The organism is Micromonospora sp. AMSO31t (genome assembly GCF_008868175.1).
Lineage (GTDB): Bacteria > Actinomycetota > Actinomycetes > Mycobacteriales > Micromonosporaceae > Micromonospora.
This window is the reverse complement of sequence record NZ_WBKT01000167.1, coordinates 1-12,792: the sequence shown is the minus strand read 5'-3', so window position 1 is coordinate 12,792 and position 12,792 is coordinate 1. Positions and strand designations below refer to the sequence as shown.

Here is a 12,792-nt window from a genome sequence, read left to right as displayed (position 1 = left end):
TGGAACTGGTGGCCATCGACTCCGGCCCCGGCATGGCCGATCTCGCCCTCTCGTCGGCGGATGGGCACTCCACCACCGGCACCCTCGGCATCGGCCTCGGCGCGATCGCCCGGCAGTCGAGCTGGTTCGACGGCTACTCCCTGCCCGGCCGGGGCACCGTGCTGACCGTCCAGGTCTGGGACGGCCCGGTTCCCGGGCCGGACTGGGCCGGCGCGCTGGCCCGGCCGATCACCGGCGAGCAGGTCAGCGGCGACGGGTACGCGGTGCGGGTGGTCGACGGCCGGCGGCAGGTGCTGGTCTGCGACGGCCTCGGGCACGGCCCGCTGGCCGCCGCCGCCACCGGGGCCGCGCTGGCCGCGTTCCGGGCGGCACCGGCCGGTTCGCCGTCCACCGTGGTGCAGCACCTGCACCGGGCCATGTCGCACACCCGCGGCGCCGCGCTGGCGGTGGCCGAACCGGACCCCGTGTCGGGCTTGCTGCGGTACGCCGGGCTGGGCAACATCGCAGCCATGATCGTGGCCGCGGGCGAGCGGCGGCGGGGCCTCGTCTCGCTGCCCGGCATCGCCGGACACCAGCGCCCCTCCGTGCGGGAGTACGACTACCCCTTCCCGGCCGGGGCGACCCTGGTCATGCACAGCGACGGCGTGACGGACCGCTGGGACCTGGCCGACTACCCCGGCCTGGCCGGCCGCGCGCCGCTGCTGGCCGCCGCCACCCTGCTCCGCGACGCCGGGATCCGCCGCGACGACGCCTGCGTCCTGGTCGCCCGGGCGGAGCCGTGACCCGCCCGTCCGCCCAGGACCCGCTGCTGCAGATGGCGCTCCGGGTGGAGCAGGACATCTTCCTGGTCCGGCAGCGCGGCCGGGAGGTGGCCGCCGCGGTCGGGCTGGAGAACCAGGACCAGGTACGCCTGGCCACCGCCCTCAGTGAGGTGGCCCGGGACCTGCTGCGCGCGGTCGGCGGCGCCGACGTCACCTTCGCGGTCGTCGTCGACGCCCACACCGGCCTCCCGGTGCTCCGGGTCGATCTGGCACCGGTCCGCCCGCTGCCCGGCGGCCGCTACGAGCCGCAGTCCGGTGCGGTGGCGCGTCTGGTGGACATGCTGGGTGTGGTGACCGCCGGGGGCGATACCGTCGTGAGGATGTCCCGACGAGTCCCGGCGCAGGCGCCGCCGTTCACGCCGGAGCGCCTCGCCCAGCTCCGGACCGAGCTGGCCAGCAGCGCTCCGGGCACCGTGCTGGACGAGTTGGCCGCGCAGAACGCCCAGCTCATCGCCGCCCTCGACGAGGTGCGCAGCCACCGCGACGAGCTGGAGGTGCTCAACTCCGAGCTCCAGGAGACCAACCGGGGCGTCATGGCGCTCTACAACCAGCTCACCGAGGAGCTGGAGGAGACCAACCGCGGTGTGGTGGCGCTCTACGCCGAGCTGGACGAGAAGTCCGCCCAGCTCCGCGCCGCCAGCGAGTCGAAGAGCCGGTTCCTGGCCAACGTGAGCCACGAGCTGCGTGCCCCGGTGACCGCGATCATCGGGCTGGCCCGGCTGCTCGGCGACTCCGCGTCCGACCCGCTCACCGCCGAGCAGGCCCGGCAGGTGGGGCTGATCCGTTCGTCGGCGGCCGACCTGCTCGGGCTGGTCAACGAGCTGCTCGACCTGGCCAAGGCCGAGTCCGGCCGGCTCGAACCCAACTGGGCCGAGGTGGACCTGCGCGGGCTCTTCGGGCAGCTCCGCGGCACGCTCCGGGCGCTGGCCACCCGGCCGGGGGTGGAGCTGGTGGTGGAGGAGCCGCCGGCGCCGGCGACGGTCCGCTCCGACGAGGTGCTGCTCGCCCAGGTGCTGCGCAACCTGCTGCACAACGGGCTCAAGTTCACCGAGCGGGGCGAGGTGCGGCTGCGGGCGGAACGCCGGGGCGCGTTCTGGTCGCTGTCGGTCACCGACACCGGCGCGGGCATCCCGCCGGAGCTGCACGAGCGGATCTTCGAGGAGTTCTACCAGGTGCCGGGCACGACCCGGGTCGGCGGCACCGGCCTCGGCCTGCCGTACGCGCGGCGGCTGGTCACGCTGCTCGGCGGGACGCTGGAGCTGACCAGCGAACCCGGCCGGGGCAGCACCTTCACCGTGGTCCTTCCCGTGGGCGGAGCCTGACGGTGGAGGGCGGTCCGGCGACCGTGCTCGTGGTCGACGACAGCGGTCCGAAGCGGTATCTGCTGGTGAGCTGGCTGACCCGGGCCGGCTTCGCGACCATCGAGGCCGAGAACGGCGCCGAGGCGCTGGACCGGGTACGCAAGGACCGGATCGACCTCGTGGTGCTCGACGTCCGGCTGCCGGACATGAGCGGCTTCGAGGTCTGCGAGCTGATCAAGGACGTCCAGCCGACGACCCCGGTCATCCACGTCTCGGCGCACGCGGTCGACGTGGTGGACCGGGCGCAAGGGCTGACCCGGGGCGCGGACGCGTACCTGGCCGAGCCGATCGAGCCGGAGGAACTCGTCGCCACCGCGCACGCGGTGCTCCGCTACTACCAGGCCCGGCAGCGGGCCGAACTGCTCGCCGAGCGGCTGGCGGCGCTGGCCGACGCCACCGTGCAGATGCACGCGGCGCCGAACTTCGTCCGGCTGCTGGAGGCGGCGGCGGCCGGCGCGGCGCGCATCTTCAAGAGCCCCGCGGCCGTGGTGGCGGAGACGTTCGACGGCGACTGCCTGGCCGGGGTGGCCGCCGGGCCGGACGCGCCGACGGTGATCGTGCCGTGGACGGTGGACGACAGCGGGCAGCCGATCGGCACCCGGGTCCGGGTCGACGAACCGGGGGCCTGGGACCTGACCGCCTGGCCCGACGGCGACACGTTGACCGTGGCCGCCACCCGGCTCCGGGAGGACCGGACCCCGCTCTACGTGGTGGTGCCGACCGCCACCCAGACCGTACGCACGCCGGTGCTGGTGCAGCTCGCCCAGGCGGTCGCCTCGGCCGTCGAGGCCCAGCGCTCCTTCGACCAGGAGCACCGCATCGCGGTGACCCTCCAACGCAGCCTGCTGCCCCGCCGGCTGCCCGAGGTCGCCGGCCTCGACCTGGCCGTCCGCTACGAGCCGGCGAGCGCCCAGACCGAGGTGGGCGGCGACTTCTACGAGCTGGTGATGCTCGACGGGCACCTGCTGGTGGCGATCGGCGACGTGGCCGGGCACTCCCTGCACGCCGCCACGGTGATGGCCGAGCTGCGGCACGCGGTGCGCGCGTACGCGGTCGAGGGGCATCCGCCGGGGGTGATCCTGGACCGGGTCAACGAGCTGATGCGGAGCCTGCTGCCGACCGAGCTGGCCACCCTCTGCGTGCTGCTGCTTGATCCGGGCAGCGGCCTGATCCGGCTGGCCAGCGCCGGGCACCTGCCGGCCCTGACCAGCAGCGACGGGCGGACCGACTTCGTGCAGCAGGCCGCACCGCTGCTCGGGGTGCGCGCGCCCCGCCCGCCGGACCTGGAGTTCGTGCTGCCGGCCGGGGCCACGCTGGTCCTCTACACCGACGGGCTGATCGAGCGGCGCGACGCCACCATCGACGAGGGCATGGCGGCGCTCGCCGCGGTCGCCGCCCGGGTCGATGACGACCTCGACCAGTTCTGCCAGCGGCTGCTGGTCGAGCTGGCCCCGCCGGAGATCCACGACGACGTCGCGGTGGTGGCCGTCCGCCGCCGCTGAACGCCCCGGGGTCACCCGCCGCGCGGGGCCGCCAGCGAGCGGGCGTACGCGGCCGGCGACACCCCGGTCACCGCGGTGAACTCGCGGACCAGGTGGGCCTGGTCCGCGTACCCCAGATCGGCGGCGACCCGGGACCAGTCCAGCGGCCCGGCGGCGGCCTGCTCGATGGCCTCCTGGAGCCGGTAGCGGCGGATCACCCATTTCGGACCGACGCCGACGTGGTCCAGGAACAGCCGCTGGAGCCGCCGGGCGGAGATCCCGTGCCGCCGGGCGAAGTCGTCGACGCGCAGGACGCTCCGGTCGGCGCGGATCTCCTCGACCAGGGCGATGGCCTCGGCGGTGAGCGGGTCCGGCACCGGCTGCCAGGCGGTGAGCAGGTCGTCCAGGCGGCGGCACCGCTGCGCGTCGGTGCCCGGGCAGACCGGCCCGGCGGCGAACGGTCCGGCGGGGGCCGTGCCGGCCGGTGGTGGCCCGGCGGCCAGCGTCAGGCGCCGGCCGGTCAGCTCGGCCACCGGGCGGCGCCAGAAGGGGCGGAAGCCACCCGGGCGGAACTGCACGCCCGTGACCCGGCCGGCGTCGCGCAGGGTGACCGTGAACAGGCCGGTGCCCACGCCGGCGACCTCGCCCTGCTCCGCTTCGCCGCCCTGGGCCCGGAACACCACGTTGACCGCCGGGTGCGGGACGATCCGCTGGTCGAACGGGTCGGTCAGATCCCAGTCGATGAGCCAGTAGTGCTCGACCCAGGGACGCAGCGCCGGCGCGGGCAGCCGGCGCCGGAGGTGGACCCGCCGCCGGAGCCGGCCGGGATCGAGGATCCCCCGGCTGTCCCGTCGCGGTTCGTGTCGCATTTCTTCAAGACCGCCCTCATACGCTGGTCCCTATGACCACGAAGACTAGTGAGCTGCTGGCCGTCGCCGCGCCCCGGACGACGGCGGTGGTCCAGGGCATCTCGGACGATCAGCTCGGCCTGCCCACCCCGTGCCCCGACTACGCGGTGCGCGACCTGCTCAACCACCTCTTCGACGTGGTGGTGAACTTCCAGGACCTGGCCCGCCGGCGGGAGGTCGACTGGTCGGCCAAGACCGACCACCTGACCGAGGGCTGGCGCGACCGGTTCGCGACCGAGAGCGCCCGCCTGACACGGGCGTGGGCCGACCCGGCGACCCTGGAGGGCGTCTCGCCTGGCATGGGGTTGCCGCAGGAGACCGTCGGCAACATGGCCCTGATCGACCTCGTCGTGCACGGCTGGGACCTGGCCCGGGCCACCGGCCAGCGGCTGGAGGTCGACCCGGCGGTGCTGGCGGAGGGGCACGGCTTCATGGACCGGATGGGCGACACCGGGCAGAAGATGGGCGCCTTCGGCGAGCCCGTGCCGACGAGCGCCGAGCCGACCACGTTGGACGCCCTGCTCGGGCGGACCGGCCGCGACCCCGCCTGGACCCCCTGACCCGACCGGCCCGTGCGGCGACACGCTGCACGGGCCGCTCTTGACACCACTATTCACTCGATGAATAGTGGGCGTCGTGTCCACTCAGCACGTACTGCTCGGGCTGCTCGCGCGTGGCCCCCGGCACGGCTACGAGCTGAAGCGTGCCCACGACGAGCGGCTGCCCCGGGCCCGGCCGCTCGCCTTCGGGCAGGTCTACGCCACCCTGGCCCGGCTCCAGCGGGACGGCCTGGTCGCCCCGGCCGGCCAGGCCCGCGAGGGCGGGCCCGACCGCACGTCCTACGCGCTCACCGGCGAGGGGCGGACCGCGCTCGACCGGTGGCTGGCCACCGTCGAGCCACCGATGCCGTACGTGGCGAGCACCCTCTTCGCCAAGGTGGTCGTCGCGCTCATGGTGGCCGACGTCGAGCGGGCCCGCGCCTACCTGATCGCCCAGCGCCGGGCGCACACCGAGCGGCTGCGCGAGCTGACGGCCCTGAAAACCGCCCCGGCGGCCGGCCTCGACGACGTGATCGCGGCCGACTTCGCCATCGCCCATCTCGACGCCGACCTGCGGTGGTTGCACACCACCCTCGAACGGGTCGCCGACTGGCACCGGGAGGTGCATTCGTGAGTTTCCTGGAGGCGCGCGGCGTGGTCCGGGCGTACGGGAGGACGCCGGCCCTGCGCGGCGTGACGCTCGGCGTGGCCGAGGGCGAGATCCTCGCCGTCACTGGCCCGAGCGGCTGCGGCAAGTCCACCCTGCTGCACTGCCTCGCCGGCATCCTGCGCCCGGACGCCGGGCAGGTTACCTGGCGCGGGGAGCGGATCGACGAGTGGTCCGAGTCGGCGCGGTCCCGGCTGCGGCGCACCGAGTTCGGGGTGCTCTTCCAGTTCGGTCAGCTCGTCGCCGAGCTGACCGCGGCGGAGAACGTCGCCCTTCCGCTGCTTCTCGCCGGCACGGGGCGGCGAGAGGCGCGGACGGCGGCGTTCACCTGGCTGGAGCGGCTCGGCGTGGCCGAGGTGGCCGACGCCCGGCCGGGCGAGATGTCCGGCGGCCAGCAGCAGCGGTGTGCCCTGGCCCGGGCCCTGGTCACCGAGCCGCGGGTGCTCTTCGCCGACGAGCCCACCGGCGCGCTGGACACGCTCACCGGCGAGCAGGTGCTCACCCAGCTCGTCCGGCTCGCCCGGGAGCAGCGCACCGCCGTCGTGCTGGTCACCCACGAGCCGCGGATCGCCGCGTACGCCGACCGCGAGGTGACCCTGCGGGACGGGGCGGTCGACCAGTCGGGCCTCGGCCTCGACGCGCCGGTGTCCGGCGGCCATCGGTGAGCCCGGGCACCCTGTTCCAGCTCGCCCGGGCCGGCACCCGGACCGACACGGCCCGGGTCGCGCTGACCGCGCTGAGCGCCGCGCTGGCCACGCTGGTCGGGCTGGCCGCGCTGACCGTGCTCGCCGTTCCCACCCCGCCGGCCACCGACGACAACTCCGTCCGCTGGTCCCTCCAGTACACCAACGGGCTGCTGCGCGAGCCCGGCCTGCGGGGCGGCCTGGCGTTCGGCCTGCTGCTGCTTGTCGTGCCGGTGCTCGGGCTGGCCGGGCAGTGCGCCCGGCTCGGCGCGCCGGCCCGCGACCGCCGCCTGGCCGCGTTCCGGTTGGCCGGGGCCACCCCGCACCAGGTCACCCGGATCGCGGCCGCCGAGACCGGGCTGGCCAGCCTGCTCGGCACCGTCGGCGGCCTCGCCGCCTTCCTGGCCGGCCACCGGCTGCTGCACCGACCCGGCGCCGACGGGCGGCTGCCGCTGCCCACCGACGTCCACCCGGCCCCGCCGGCCGTGCTGGCCGTGGTGCTCGGCCTGCCGCTGCTCGCCGCAATGGTCAGCGCGGCCCTGCTGCGCCGGGTCACCACCACCCCGTTCGGCGTGGTCCGCCGGGTCCGCACCCGGGCGCCCTGGCCCTGGCCCGGCCTGCTGATCCTGGTGGGGCTGGCCCTGTTCGCCGCGTTCCGGCCGGTCGGCCTCTGGTACGAGCGGCGGCACGCCGAACCGCCGCCGTGGCTGCTGCCGGCGCTGCTGATCCTCGGCGCCCTGGCCGCCATGGTCGGGGTGATCGCGGGCACCGGCTGGCTCTCCCACGCCGCCGGCCGCCTGCTGCACCGCCACGGCCGCCGCCCGGCCGCGCTGCTCGCCGCACGCCGGCTGACCGCCGACCCGTGGGCGGGAAGCCGCACCCTGGCCGCCCTGCTGGCCGCGCTCGTCTTCGGTGCGGGCGCCGCCGGGGTCCGCGCCGACTTCCTGGCCTCCATGGAGTTGGAGCGCCGCACCGGAGCCGGGATGGCCGGCTCGGACTCCTTCTACCTGGGGGCCATGGACCTGGTCGACCTGGGCGTCGCGGTGTCCGTGGCCATCGCGGGCGGCGGGCTGCTGGTGGCGGTCGTCGAGGGGATCACCACCCGCCGCCGGGCGTACGCGGCGCTGGTGGCGACCGGGGTGCCGCGCGCCACGATCGGCCGCTCGCTGCTCTGGCAGTCGCTCGCCCCGGCGGTGCCCGCCATCGGCCTCGCGCTGGCCGTCGGCTACCTGCTCGTGCGGGGCGTGTTTCCCGCACCGACCGCCGGGGGTTACGCGCAGGAGGTCTGCGACGCGGGCGAGCAGCTCTGCGGGGACCCGGCCACCCGGGTCCGCCACACCCGCACCGAGTGGGTGCCCGAGGTGACCGTCCCGCCGCACGTACCGTGGGAGGAGTTGGCCTGGTTCGCGGCCGGGGGGCTGGCCGCGGTGCTGCTCACCGTCGGCGTCGGCCTGCTCTTCCTGCGCGCCAGCACGACGGTCGAGGAGCTGCGCACGACCTGACGACGGCGGCGGGTCCCGCGGTCAGCGGCCGCCGAGGAGGCCGGCGGACCAGGCGACGGCCACGCCGATCAGCGCGGAGCAGCAGCAGACCACCAGGGCGGAGGCGACCACACCGAGGATCAGCCAGACCGGTGCGCGCCGGGCCGGCCCCGGTCCGCCCTCCGCCCGCTGCTCGTCCTCGCTCATCCCGGCAGTCTAGGCGGCCGGCGCGGGAGGGCGGCCGATCCCGGCGCGCGGCAGGATGGGGCGATGGAGCTGGTCTCGATCGCCGACATCCGGGCCGCCGTCGGGGACGTCGCGGGCACCGTGGTGCGCACCCCGCTGCTGCCGACGCTCTGGGACGACGAGCTGTGGCTCAAGCCGGAGAGCCTGCAACCGGTCGGCTCGTTCAAGCTGCGCGGCGCCACCCACGCGGTGGCCCGGCTGGACCCGGCCGCCCGGTCCCGGGGCGTGGTGACCCACTCCTCGGGCAACCACGGGCAGGCCCTGGCGTACGCGGCCCGGGCGTTCGGCGTGCCGTGCACCGTGGTCGTGCCGGAGGGCGCGCCGCGGATCAAGGTGGACGGGATGCGGGCGCTCGGCGCTGACGTGCGGCTCGTGCCGCCGGCCCACCGGCTCGCCGAGGCCGAGCGGATCGTCGCCGACACCGGGGCCGCGCTCGTGCCGCCGTTCGACCACCCGTGGATCATCGCCGGCCAGGGCACCGTCGGCCTGGAGATCGTCGCCGACCTGCCCGACGTGGACGTGGTGCTCGTGCCGGTGGGTGGCGGCGGGCTCTCCTCGGGCGTGGCCACCGCGGTCAAGGCGCTGCGCCCGTCGGCCGCCGTGATCGGGGTGGAGCCGCTGCTCGCCGCCGACGCCCGCGACTCCCTGGCCGCCGGGCAGGTGGTGGTCTGGGAGGTCGAACGCACCTACCGGACCTGCGCGGACGGCCTGCGCACCAACCTGTCCGAGCTGACCCTGGCTCACCTGCGGGACCGGCTCGACGGCATCGTCACGGTCACCGAGGACGAGATCGTCGCGGCGATGGGACGGCTGCTGCGCGAGGCCCGACTGGTGGTCGAGCCGAGCGGGGCGGTGGCCGCCGCGGCGCGCCTGTTCCACCGGGACGAGCTGCCGCCCGGCCGTACGGTCGCGATGGTCACCGGCGGCAACGTCGACCCGGCGGTGCTCGCGGCCGCTCTCGGCTCCGGACGTTAAGAGGGGGCCCCTGCTAGGCATGAGGCGTTAACAGGGGCCCCTTCCTTGCATCTCAGGCGCGGCCCAGCCGGTCGAGGGTCCAGGCGTTGACGAACGCCTCCTCGCGCCAGGCGTCGTACCGGCCGCTGGGGCCACCGTGGCCGGCGCCCATCTCGGTCTTCAGCAGGTAGTCGCCCCGCGGGGCGACCGCCCGCAGCCGGGCGATCCACTTGGCCGGCTCGTGGTAGAGCACCCGGGTGTCGTTGAGGCTGGTCACCGCGAGGATCGCCGGATAGTCCACCGCGGACACGTTCTCGTACGGCGTGTACGACTTCATGTACGCGTAGACCTCGGGGTCGTCGAGCGGGTTGCCCCACTCCTCCCACTCGGTGACCGTCAGCGGCAGCGACGGGTCGAGGATCGAGGTGAGCGCGTCCACGAACGGCACCTGCGCGACGATGCCGGCGAACGCGTCCGGTGCGAGGTTGGCGACCGCGCCCATCAGCAGGCCGCCGGCCGAGGCGCCCCGGGCCACCAGCCGGTCGCTCGCCGTCCAGCCGGCCTTGACCAGGTGCCGGGCGCAGGCCACGAAGTCGGTGAAGGTGTTCTTCTTGGCCAGCAGCTTGCCCTCGTCGTACCAGCGGCGGCCCAGCTCGCCGCCGCCGCGGATGTGCGCCACCGCGAAGATCACGCCGCGGTCGAGCAGGCTGAGCCGGGCGATGGAGAACCAGGGGTCCATGCTCGCCTCGTAGGACCCGTAGCCGTAGATGACGGCGGGCGCGGAGCCGTCGCGCGGGGTGCCCGTGCGGCACACCAGCGAGATCGGCACGCGGGTGCCGTCGTCGGCGAGCGCCCAGTCCCGGTGCTGCTCGTAGTCGGCGGGGTCGTACTCGCGCCCGTCCGGGCCGGGCCGGACCGGCTTCCGCCGGCGCAGCACCATCTGCCGGGTGACCAGGTCGTAGTCGTAGACCGAGTCCGGGGTCACCAGCGAGGTGTAGCGCAGCCGCACCTCCGCGGTGCGGTATTCCGGGTTGGCGTCGAGCCCGACGCTGTAGATCGGCTCGGGGAAGTCGATGTCGAAGCTGTCGCCACCGCCGACCGGCAGCACCCGCAGCCCGGTCAGCCCGTTGCTGCGCAGCGAGACGACGAGGTGGTTCTCGAACGCGTCGACGGACTCCAGCCGCGTGCCCGGGGTGTGCGGGATCAGCGGCGTCCAGTCGCCCGGCGCGTCGGCCGAGGTGTACGCGAGCGCGAAGTCCTCCGCGCCGTCGTTGTGCAGGATCAGGAAGCGGTGCCCGTGGTGCTCCACCGCGTACTCGACGCCCTGCCGCCGCGGCGCCACGACGGCCGGCTCGCCGGTGGGGTTGCCGGCCGGGATGACCCGGACCTCACTGGTGATCTTGCTATGGATGTCGATGAGCACGAAGCGCTCGGAGCGGGTCAGCTCGACGCCCACCCAGAACCGCTCGTCGTCCTCCTGGTGCACCACCACGTCCTCACTCGACGGGGTGCCCACGGTGTGCCGCCAGACCCGGTTCGGCCGCCAGGCGTCGTCGACCGTCACGTAGAACAGCGTCGAGGCGTCGTTCGACCAGGCCGTGCCGTAGAAGGTGTCGGGGATCTCGTCGGGAAGCACCTCGCCGGTCTGGAGGTCCTTGATCCGCAGGGTGAAGCGTTCGTCGCCGGAGAAGTCGGTCGAGTGGGCCAGCCAGCGCCCGTCCGGGCTGACGTCGAACGCGCCCAGCGAGAAGAAGTCGTGCCCCTCGGCGAGCTGGTTGCCGTCGAGCAGCACCTCCTCGCCGTCGAGCGGGGCGCCGTCCGCGCTGACCGGCGGGGCGGTCTCGCCGTCGCGGACGGCCCGGCGGCAGTGCACGCCGTACTGCTGGCCCTCGACCGTGCGGGTGTAGTACCAGTAGCCGTCCTTGCGGGTCGGCACCGACAGGTCGGTCTCCTGGGTGCGCCGGCGGGTCTCCTCGAACAGCTCCGCGCGCAGCTCCGCCAGGTGCGCGGTGCGCGCCTCCGTGTACGCGTTCTCCGCGGTCAGGTAGGCGATCGTCTCCGGCTCGTCCTTGGCGGCGAGCCAGGCGTACTCGTCGACGACGGTGTCGCCGTGGTGGGTCCGCTCGGCCGGAACGCGCTTGGCGACGGGTGGGGGCTTCTCGGTGGTCACGGCGTCACGTTACCGGCCGTCGGGTCGCTGCCGCGGTCGCGCGCCGCCGGAATCCCGCGACTCGCCGGCAGGCCTTTCGAACATGTGTACGATAACCGCCATGGCGGCTGCAGCGCGTTCCACCGATCGACCCGGAGCCCTCGAGATCACCCGGAAGCTGGCGGAGATCTGTGGCTCGCCGTTCGCCCGTTTCGCCGGCCCGGCCGACGAGGTGGCCGGCCGGACGGCCCGCTGGGTGGCGGTGCCCGGCGGCCCGCACGCCGCCGCCGAGGTGCTCCGGCTGGCCGGCGCGCACGACCTGACCGTGGTGCCCCGTGGCGCCGGCACGAAGATCGACTGGGGTGCCGCACCGGCGCAGGTCGACATCATGCTCGACACCGGCCGGCTGGCCGGGGTCTGGCACGAGCCGCAGGCCTCGGCGGTCGCCGAGATCGGCGCCGGCACCCCGCTGCGGGCCGTGCAGGCCACCCTGGAGCGCACCGGCCGGCGCCTCCCGGTCGACGCGCCCTCCCCCGGGGCGACCCTTGGCGGGGTGCTGGCCGCCGACGAGTCCGGCCCGCTGCGCCACCGGCACGGCAGCCCGTGCGCACAGCTCGTCGGGGTGCGCTACCTCGACGCCGACGGTGAACTGGTCAGCGTGGGGGAGCCCGGCACCGCGCTGCTCGGCCGGGCCGGGCCGGCGGGGGGCGGCGCGGCGGCGCTCTTCGGCGCGGCCGAGGTGCCGGGGCTCGACGTGGCCCGGCTGCTCTGCGGCTCGCAGGGCGGCCTCGGGGTGCTGGTCTCGGCCACCATGCGGGTGCAGGCCGTGCCGGCCGGCCGGGTCTGGGTGTCCCGTCCCGTGTGGACGCCGTTGGAGGTGCACGACCTGGTCCGGGCGGTGCTCGCCGCACGGCTCGACCCGGCGGCCGTCGAGCTGGACCTGCCCGTGCCGGTGCCGTTGCCGCGCCGGCGGATCCCCGCCTCCCACCCGTCCGTGGCCAACCGGCCCGACCACCCGGCGGTGACCGGGCAGCCGGGGCGGCCCGCCGCCGCGGGCAGCCTGGTGGTGCTCCTCGAAGGCGGCCCCGCCGACGTGGCGGAACGCGCCGACCGCCTCACCGCGCTGCTCGGCACCGAGGCCGTGGTCAACCACGCCGCCCCCGAGTGGTGGGGCCGCTACCCGTTCGCCCCCGGCGACACCGCCCTGCGGATCGAGGTGCCCATCAACGACCTGCACGCCGCCGTCTACGCGCTGCGCGACGCGGCCGGCACGCCGGTCCCGGTCCGCGGCTCGGCCGGGATCGGCGCCGTGCACGCCGCACTGCCCGGCTCGCTGCCGCCCGACCGGGTCGCCTCGATCCTCGCCGCCGTCCGGGGCGTGCTCATGGCCCGGCAGGGTCGCTGCGTGGTGGTCTCGGCCCCCGCGCCGGTCCGCCGCGCCGTCGACCTCTGGGGCGAGCTGCCCACCCTGCCGCGCCTCCGCACGGCCAAGGCCCACCTCG

The 12,792-nt window shown here is 75.5% G+C and carries 12 protein-coding genes; 9 read left to right on the top strand and 3 right to left on the bottom strand.

Annotated features, from left to right (window positions below):
• The 3 genes from F8274_RS25945 to F8274_RS25935 form a co-directional block, all read left to right on the top strand.
• Positions 1–782 (top strand): SpoIIE family protein phosphatase (locus F8274_RS25945; protein ID WP_151464984.1); only part of this gene is annotated, 782 nt, incomplete at its 5' end.
• 32 nt (positions 783–814) lie between these two features.
• Complete coding sequence (locus tag F8274_RS25940; RefSeq protein WP_151464985.1) at positions 815–2,143, top strand: sensor histidine kinase; 1,329 nt, start codon at positions 815–817, stop codon at positions 2,141–2,143.
• A gap of 2 nt (positions 2,144–2,145) precedes the next feature.
• Positions 2,146–3,684 (top strand): SpoIIE family protein phosphatase, encoded by a 1,539-nt coding sequence (locus F8274_RS25935; RefSeq protein ID WP_151464983.1) that lies wholly within the window; start codon positions 2,146–2,148, stop codon positions 3,682–3,684.
• A gap of 11 nt (positions 3,685–3,695) precedes the next feature.
• On the opposite strand, the gene F8274_RS25930 is transcribed toward F8274_RS25935, so the two are convergent.
• A complete protein-coding gene (locus tag F8274_RS25930; protein WP_151464982.1) occupies positions 3,696–4,532 on the bottom strand; it encodes an AraC family transcriptional regulator in 837 nt (278 codons plus the stop codon).
• Positions 4,533–4,564: 32 nt separating this feature from the next.
• Here F8274_RS25930 and F8274_RS25925 point away from each other — a divergent pair, with 32 nt between their 5' ends.
• The 4 genes from F8274_RS25925 to F8274_RS25910 all read left to right on the top strand — a co-directional run bounded on the left by F8274_RS25925 (position 4,565) and on the right by F8274_RS25910 (position 7,962).
• Positions 4,565–5,131, top strand: a complete 567-nt coding sequence (locus F8274_RS25925; RefSeq protein WP_151464981.1) for a TIGR03086 family metal-binding protein — start codon at positions 4,565–4,567, stop codon at positions 5,129–5,131.
• Positions 5,132–5,207: 76 nt separating this feature from the next.
• On the top strand, positions 5,208–5,744 hold the full coding sequence (locus tag F8274_RS25920) for a PadR family transcriptional regulator (RefSeq protein WP_151464980.1): 537 nt from the start codon (positions 5,208–5,210) through the stop codon (positions 5,742–5,744).
• Positions 5,741–6,442: an ABC transporter ATP-binding protein gene (locus tag F8274_RS25915; RefSeq protein WP_151464979.1), complete on the top strand. Its 702-nt coding sequence runs from the start codon at positions 5,741–5,743 to the stop codon at positions 6,440–6,442. The genes F8274_RS25920 and F8274_RS25915 overlap by 4 nt, the downstream gene beginning before the upstream one ends.
• Entirely contained in the window at positions 6,439–7,962 is a 1,524-nt protein-coding gene (locus F8274_RS25910) for an FtsX-like permease family protein (protein WP_151464978.1), read from the top strand. The genes F8274_RS25915 and F8274_RS25910 overlap by 4 nt, the downstream gene beginning before the upstream one ends.
• A gap of 21 nt (positions 7,963–7,983) precedes the next feature.
• Here F8274_RS25910 and F8274_RS31385 read toward each other — a convergent pair whose 3' ends face one another.
• A complete protein-coding gene (locus F8274_RS31385) occupies positions 7,984–8,148 on the bottom strand; it encodes a hypothetical protein (RefSeq protein ID WP_192579991.1) in 165 nt (54 codons plus the stop codon).
• A gap of 63 nt (positions 8,149–8,211) precedes the next feature.
• Between F8274_RS31385 and F8274_RS25905 the strand changes: the two genes are divergently transcribed.
• Positions 8,212–9,162 (top strand): threonine/serine dehydratase, encoded by a 951-nt coding sequence (locus tag F8274_RS25905; protein ID WP_151464977.1) that lies wholly within the window; start codon positions 8,212–8,214, stop codon positions 9,160–9,162.
• Positions 9,163–9,214: 52 nt separating this feature from the next.
• Here F8274_RS25905 and F8274_RS25900 read toward each other — a convergent pair whose 3' ends face one another.
• Entirely contained in the window at positions 9,215–11,311 is a 2,097-nt protein-coding gene (locus F8274_RS25900) for a S9 family peptidase (protein WP_151464976.1), read from the bottom strand.
• Positions 11,312–11,411: 100 nt separating this feature from the next.
• On the opposite strand from F8274_RS25900, the gene F8274_RS25895 reads away from it, so the two are divergent.
• Positions 11,412–12,792 (top strand): FAD-binding oxidoreductase (locus F8274_RS25895; protein WP_225853983.1); only part of this gene is annotated, 1,381 nt, incomplete at its 3' end.

Coding starts and splice junctions, on each gene's coding strand:
- F8274_RS25940 (WP_151464985.1), top strand. CDS start 815: ATGGCGCTCCGGGTGGAGCAGGACATCTTCCTGGTCCGGCAGCGCGGC.
- F8274_RS25930 (WP_151464982.1), bottom strand. CDS start 4,532: ATGCGACACGAACCGCGACGGGACAGCCGGGGGATCCTCGATCCCGGC.
- F8274_RS25925 (WP_151464981.1), top strand. CDS start 4,565: ATGACCACGAAGACTAGTGAGCTGCTGGCCGTCGCCGCGCCCCGGACG.
- F8274_RS31385 (WP_192579991.1), bottom strand. CDS start 8,148: ATGAGCGAGGACGAGCAGCGGGCGGAGGGCGGACCGGGGCCGGCCCGG.
- F8274_RS25905 (WP_151464977.1), top strand. CDS start 8,212: ATGGAGCTGGTCTCGATCGCCGACATCCGGGCCGCCGTCGGGGACGTC.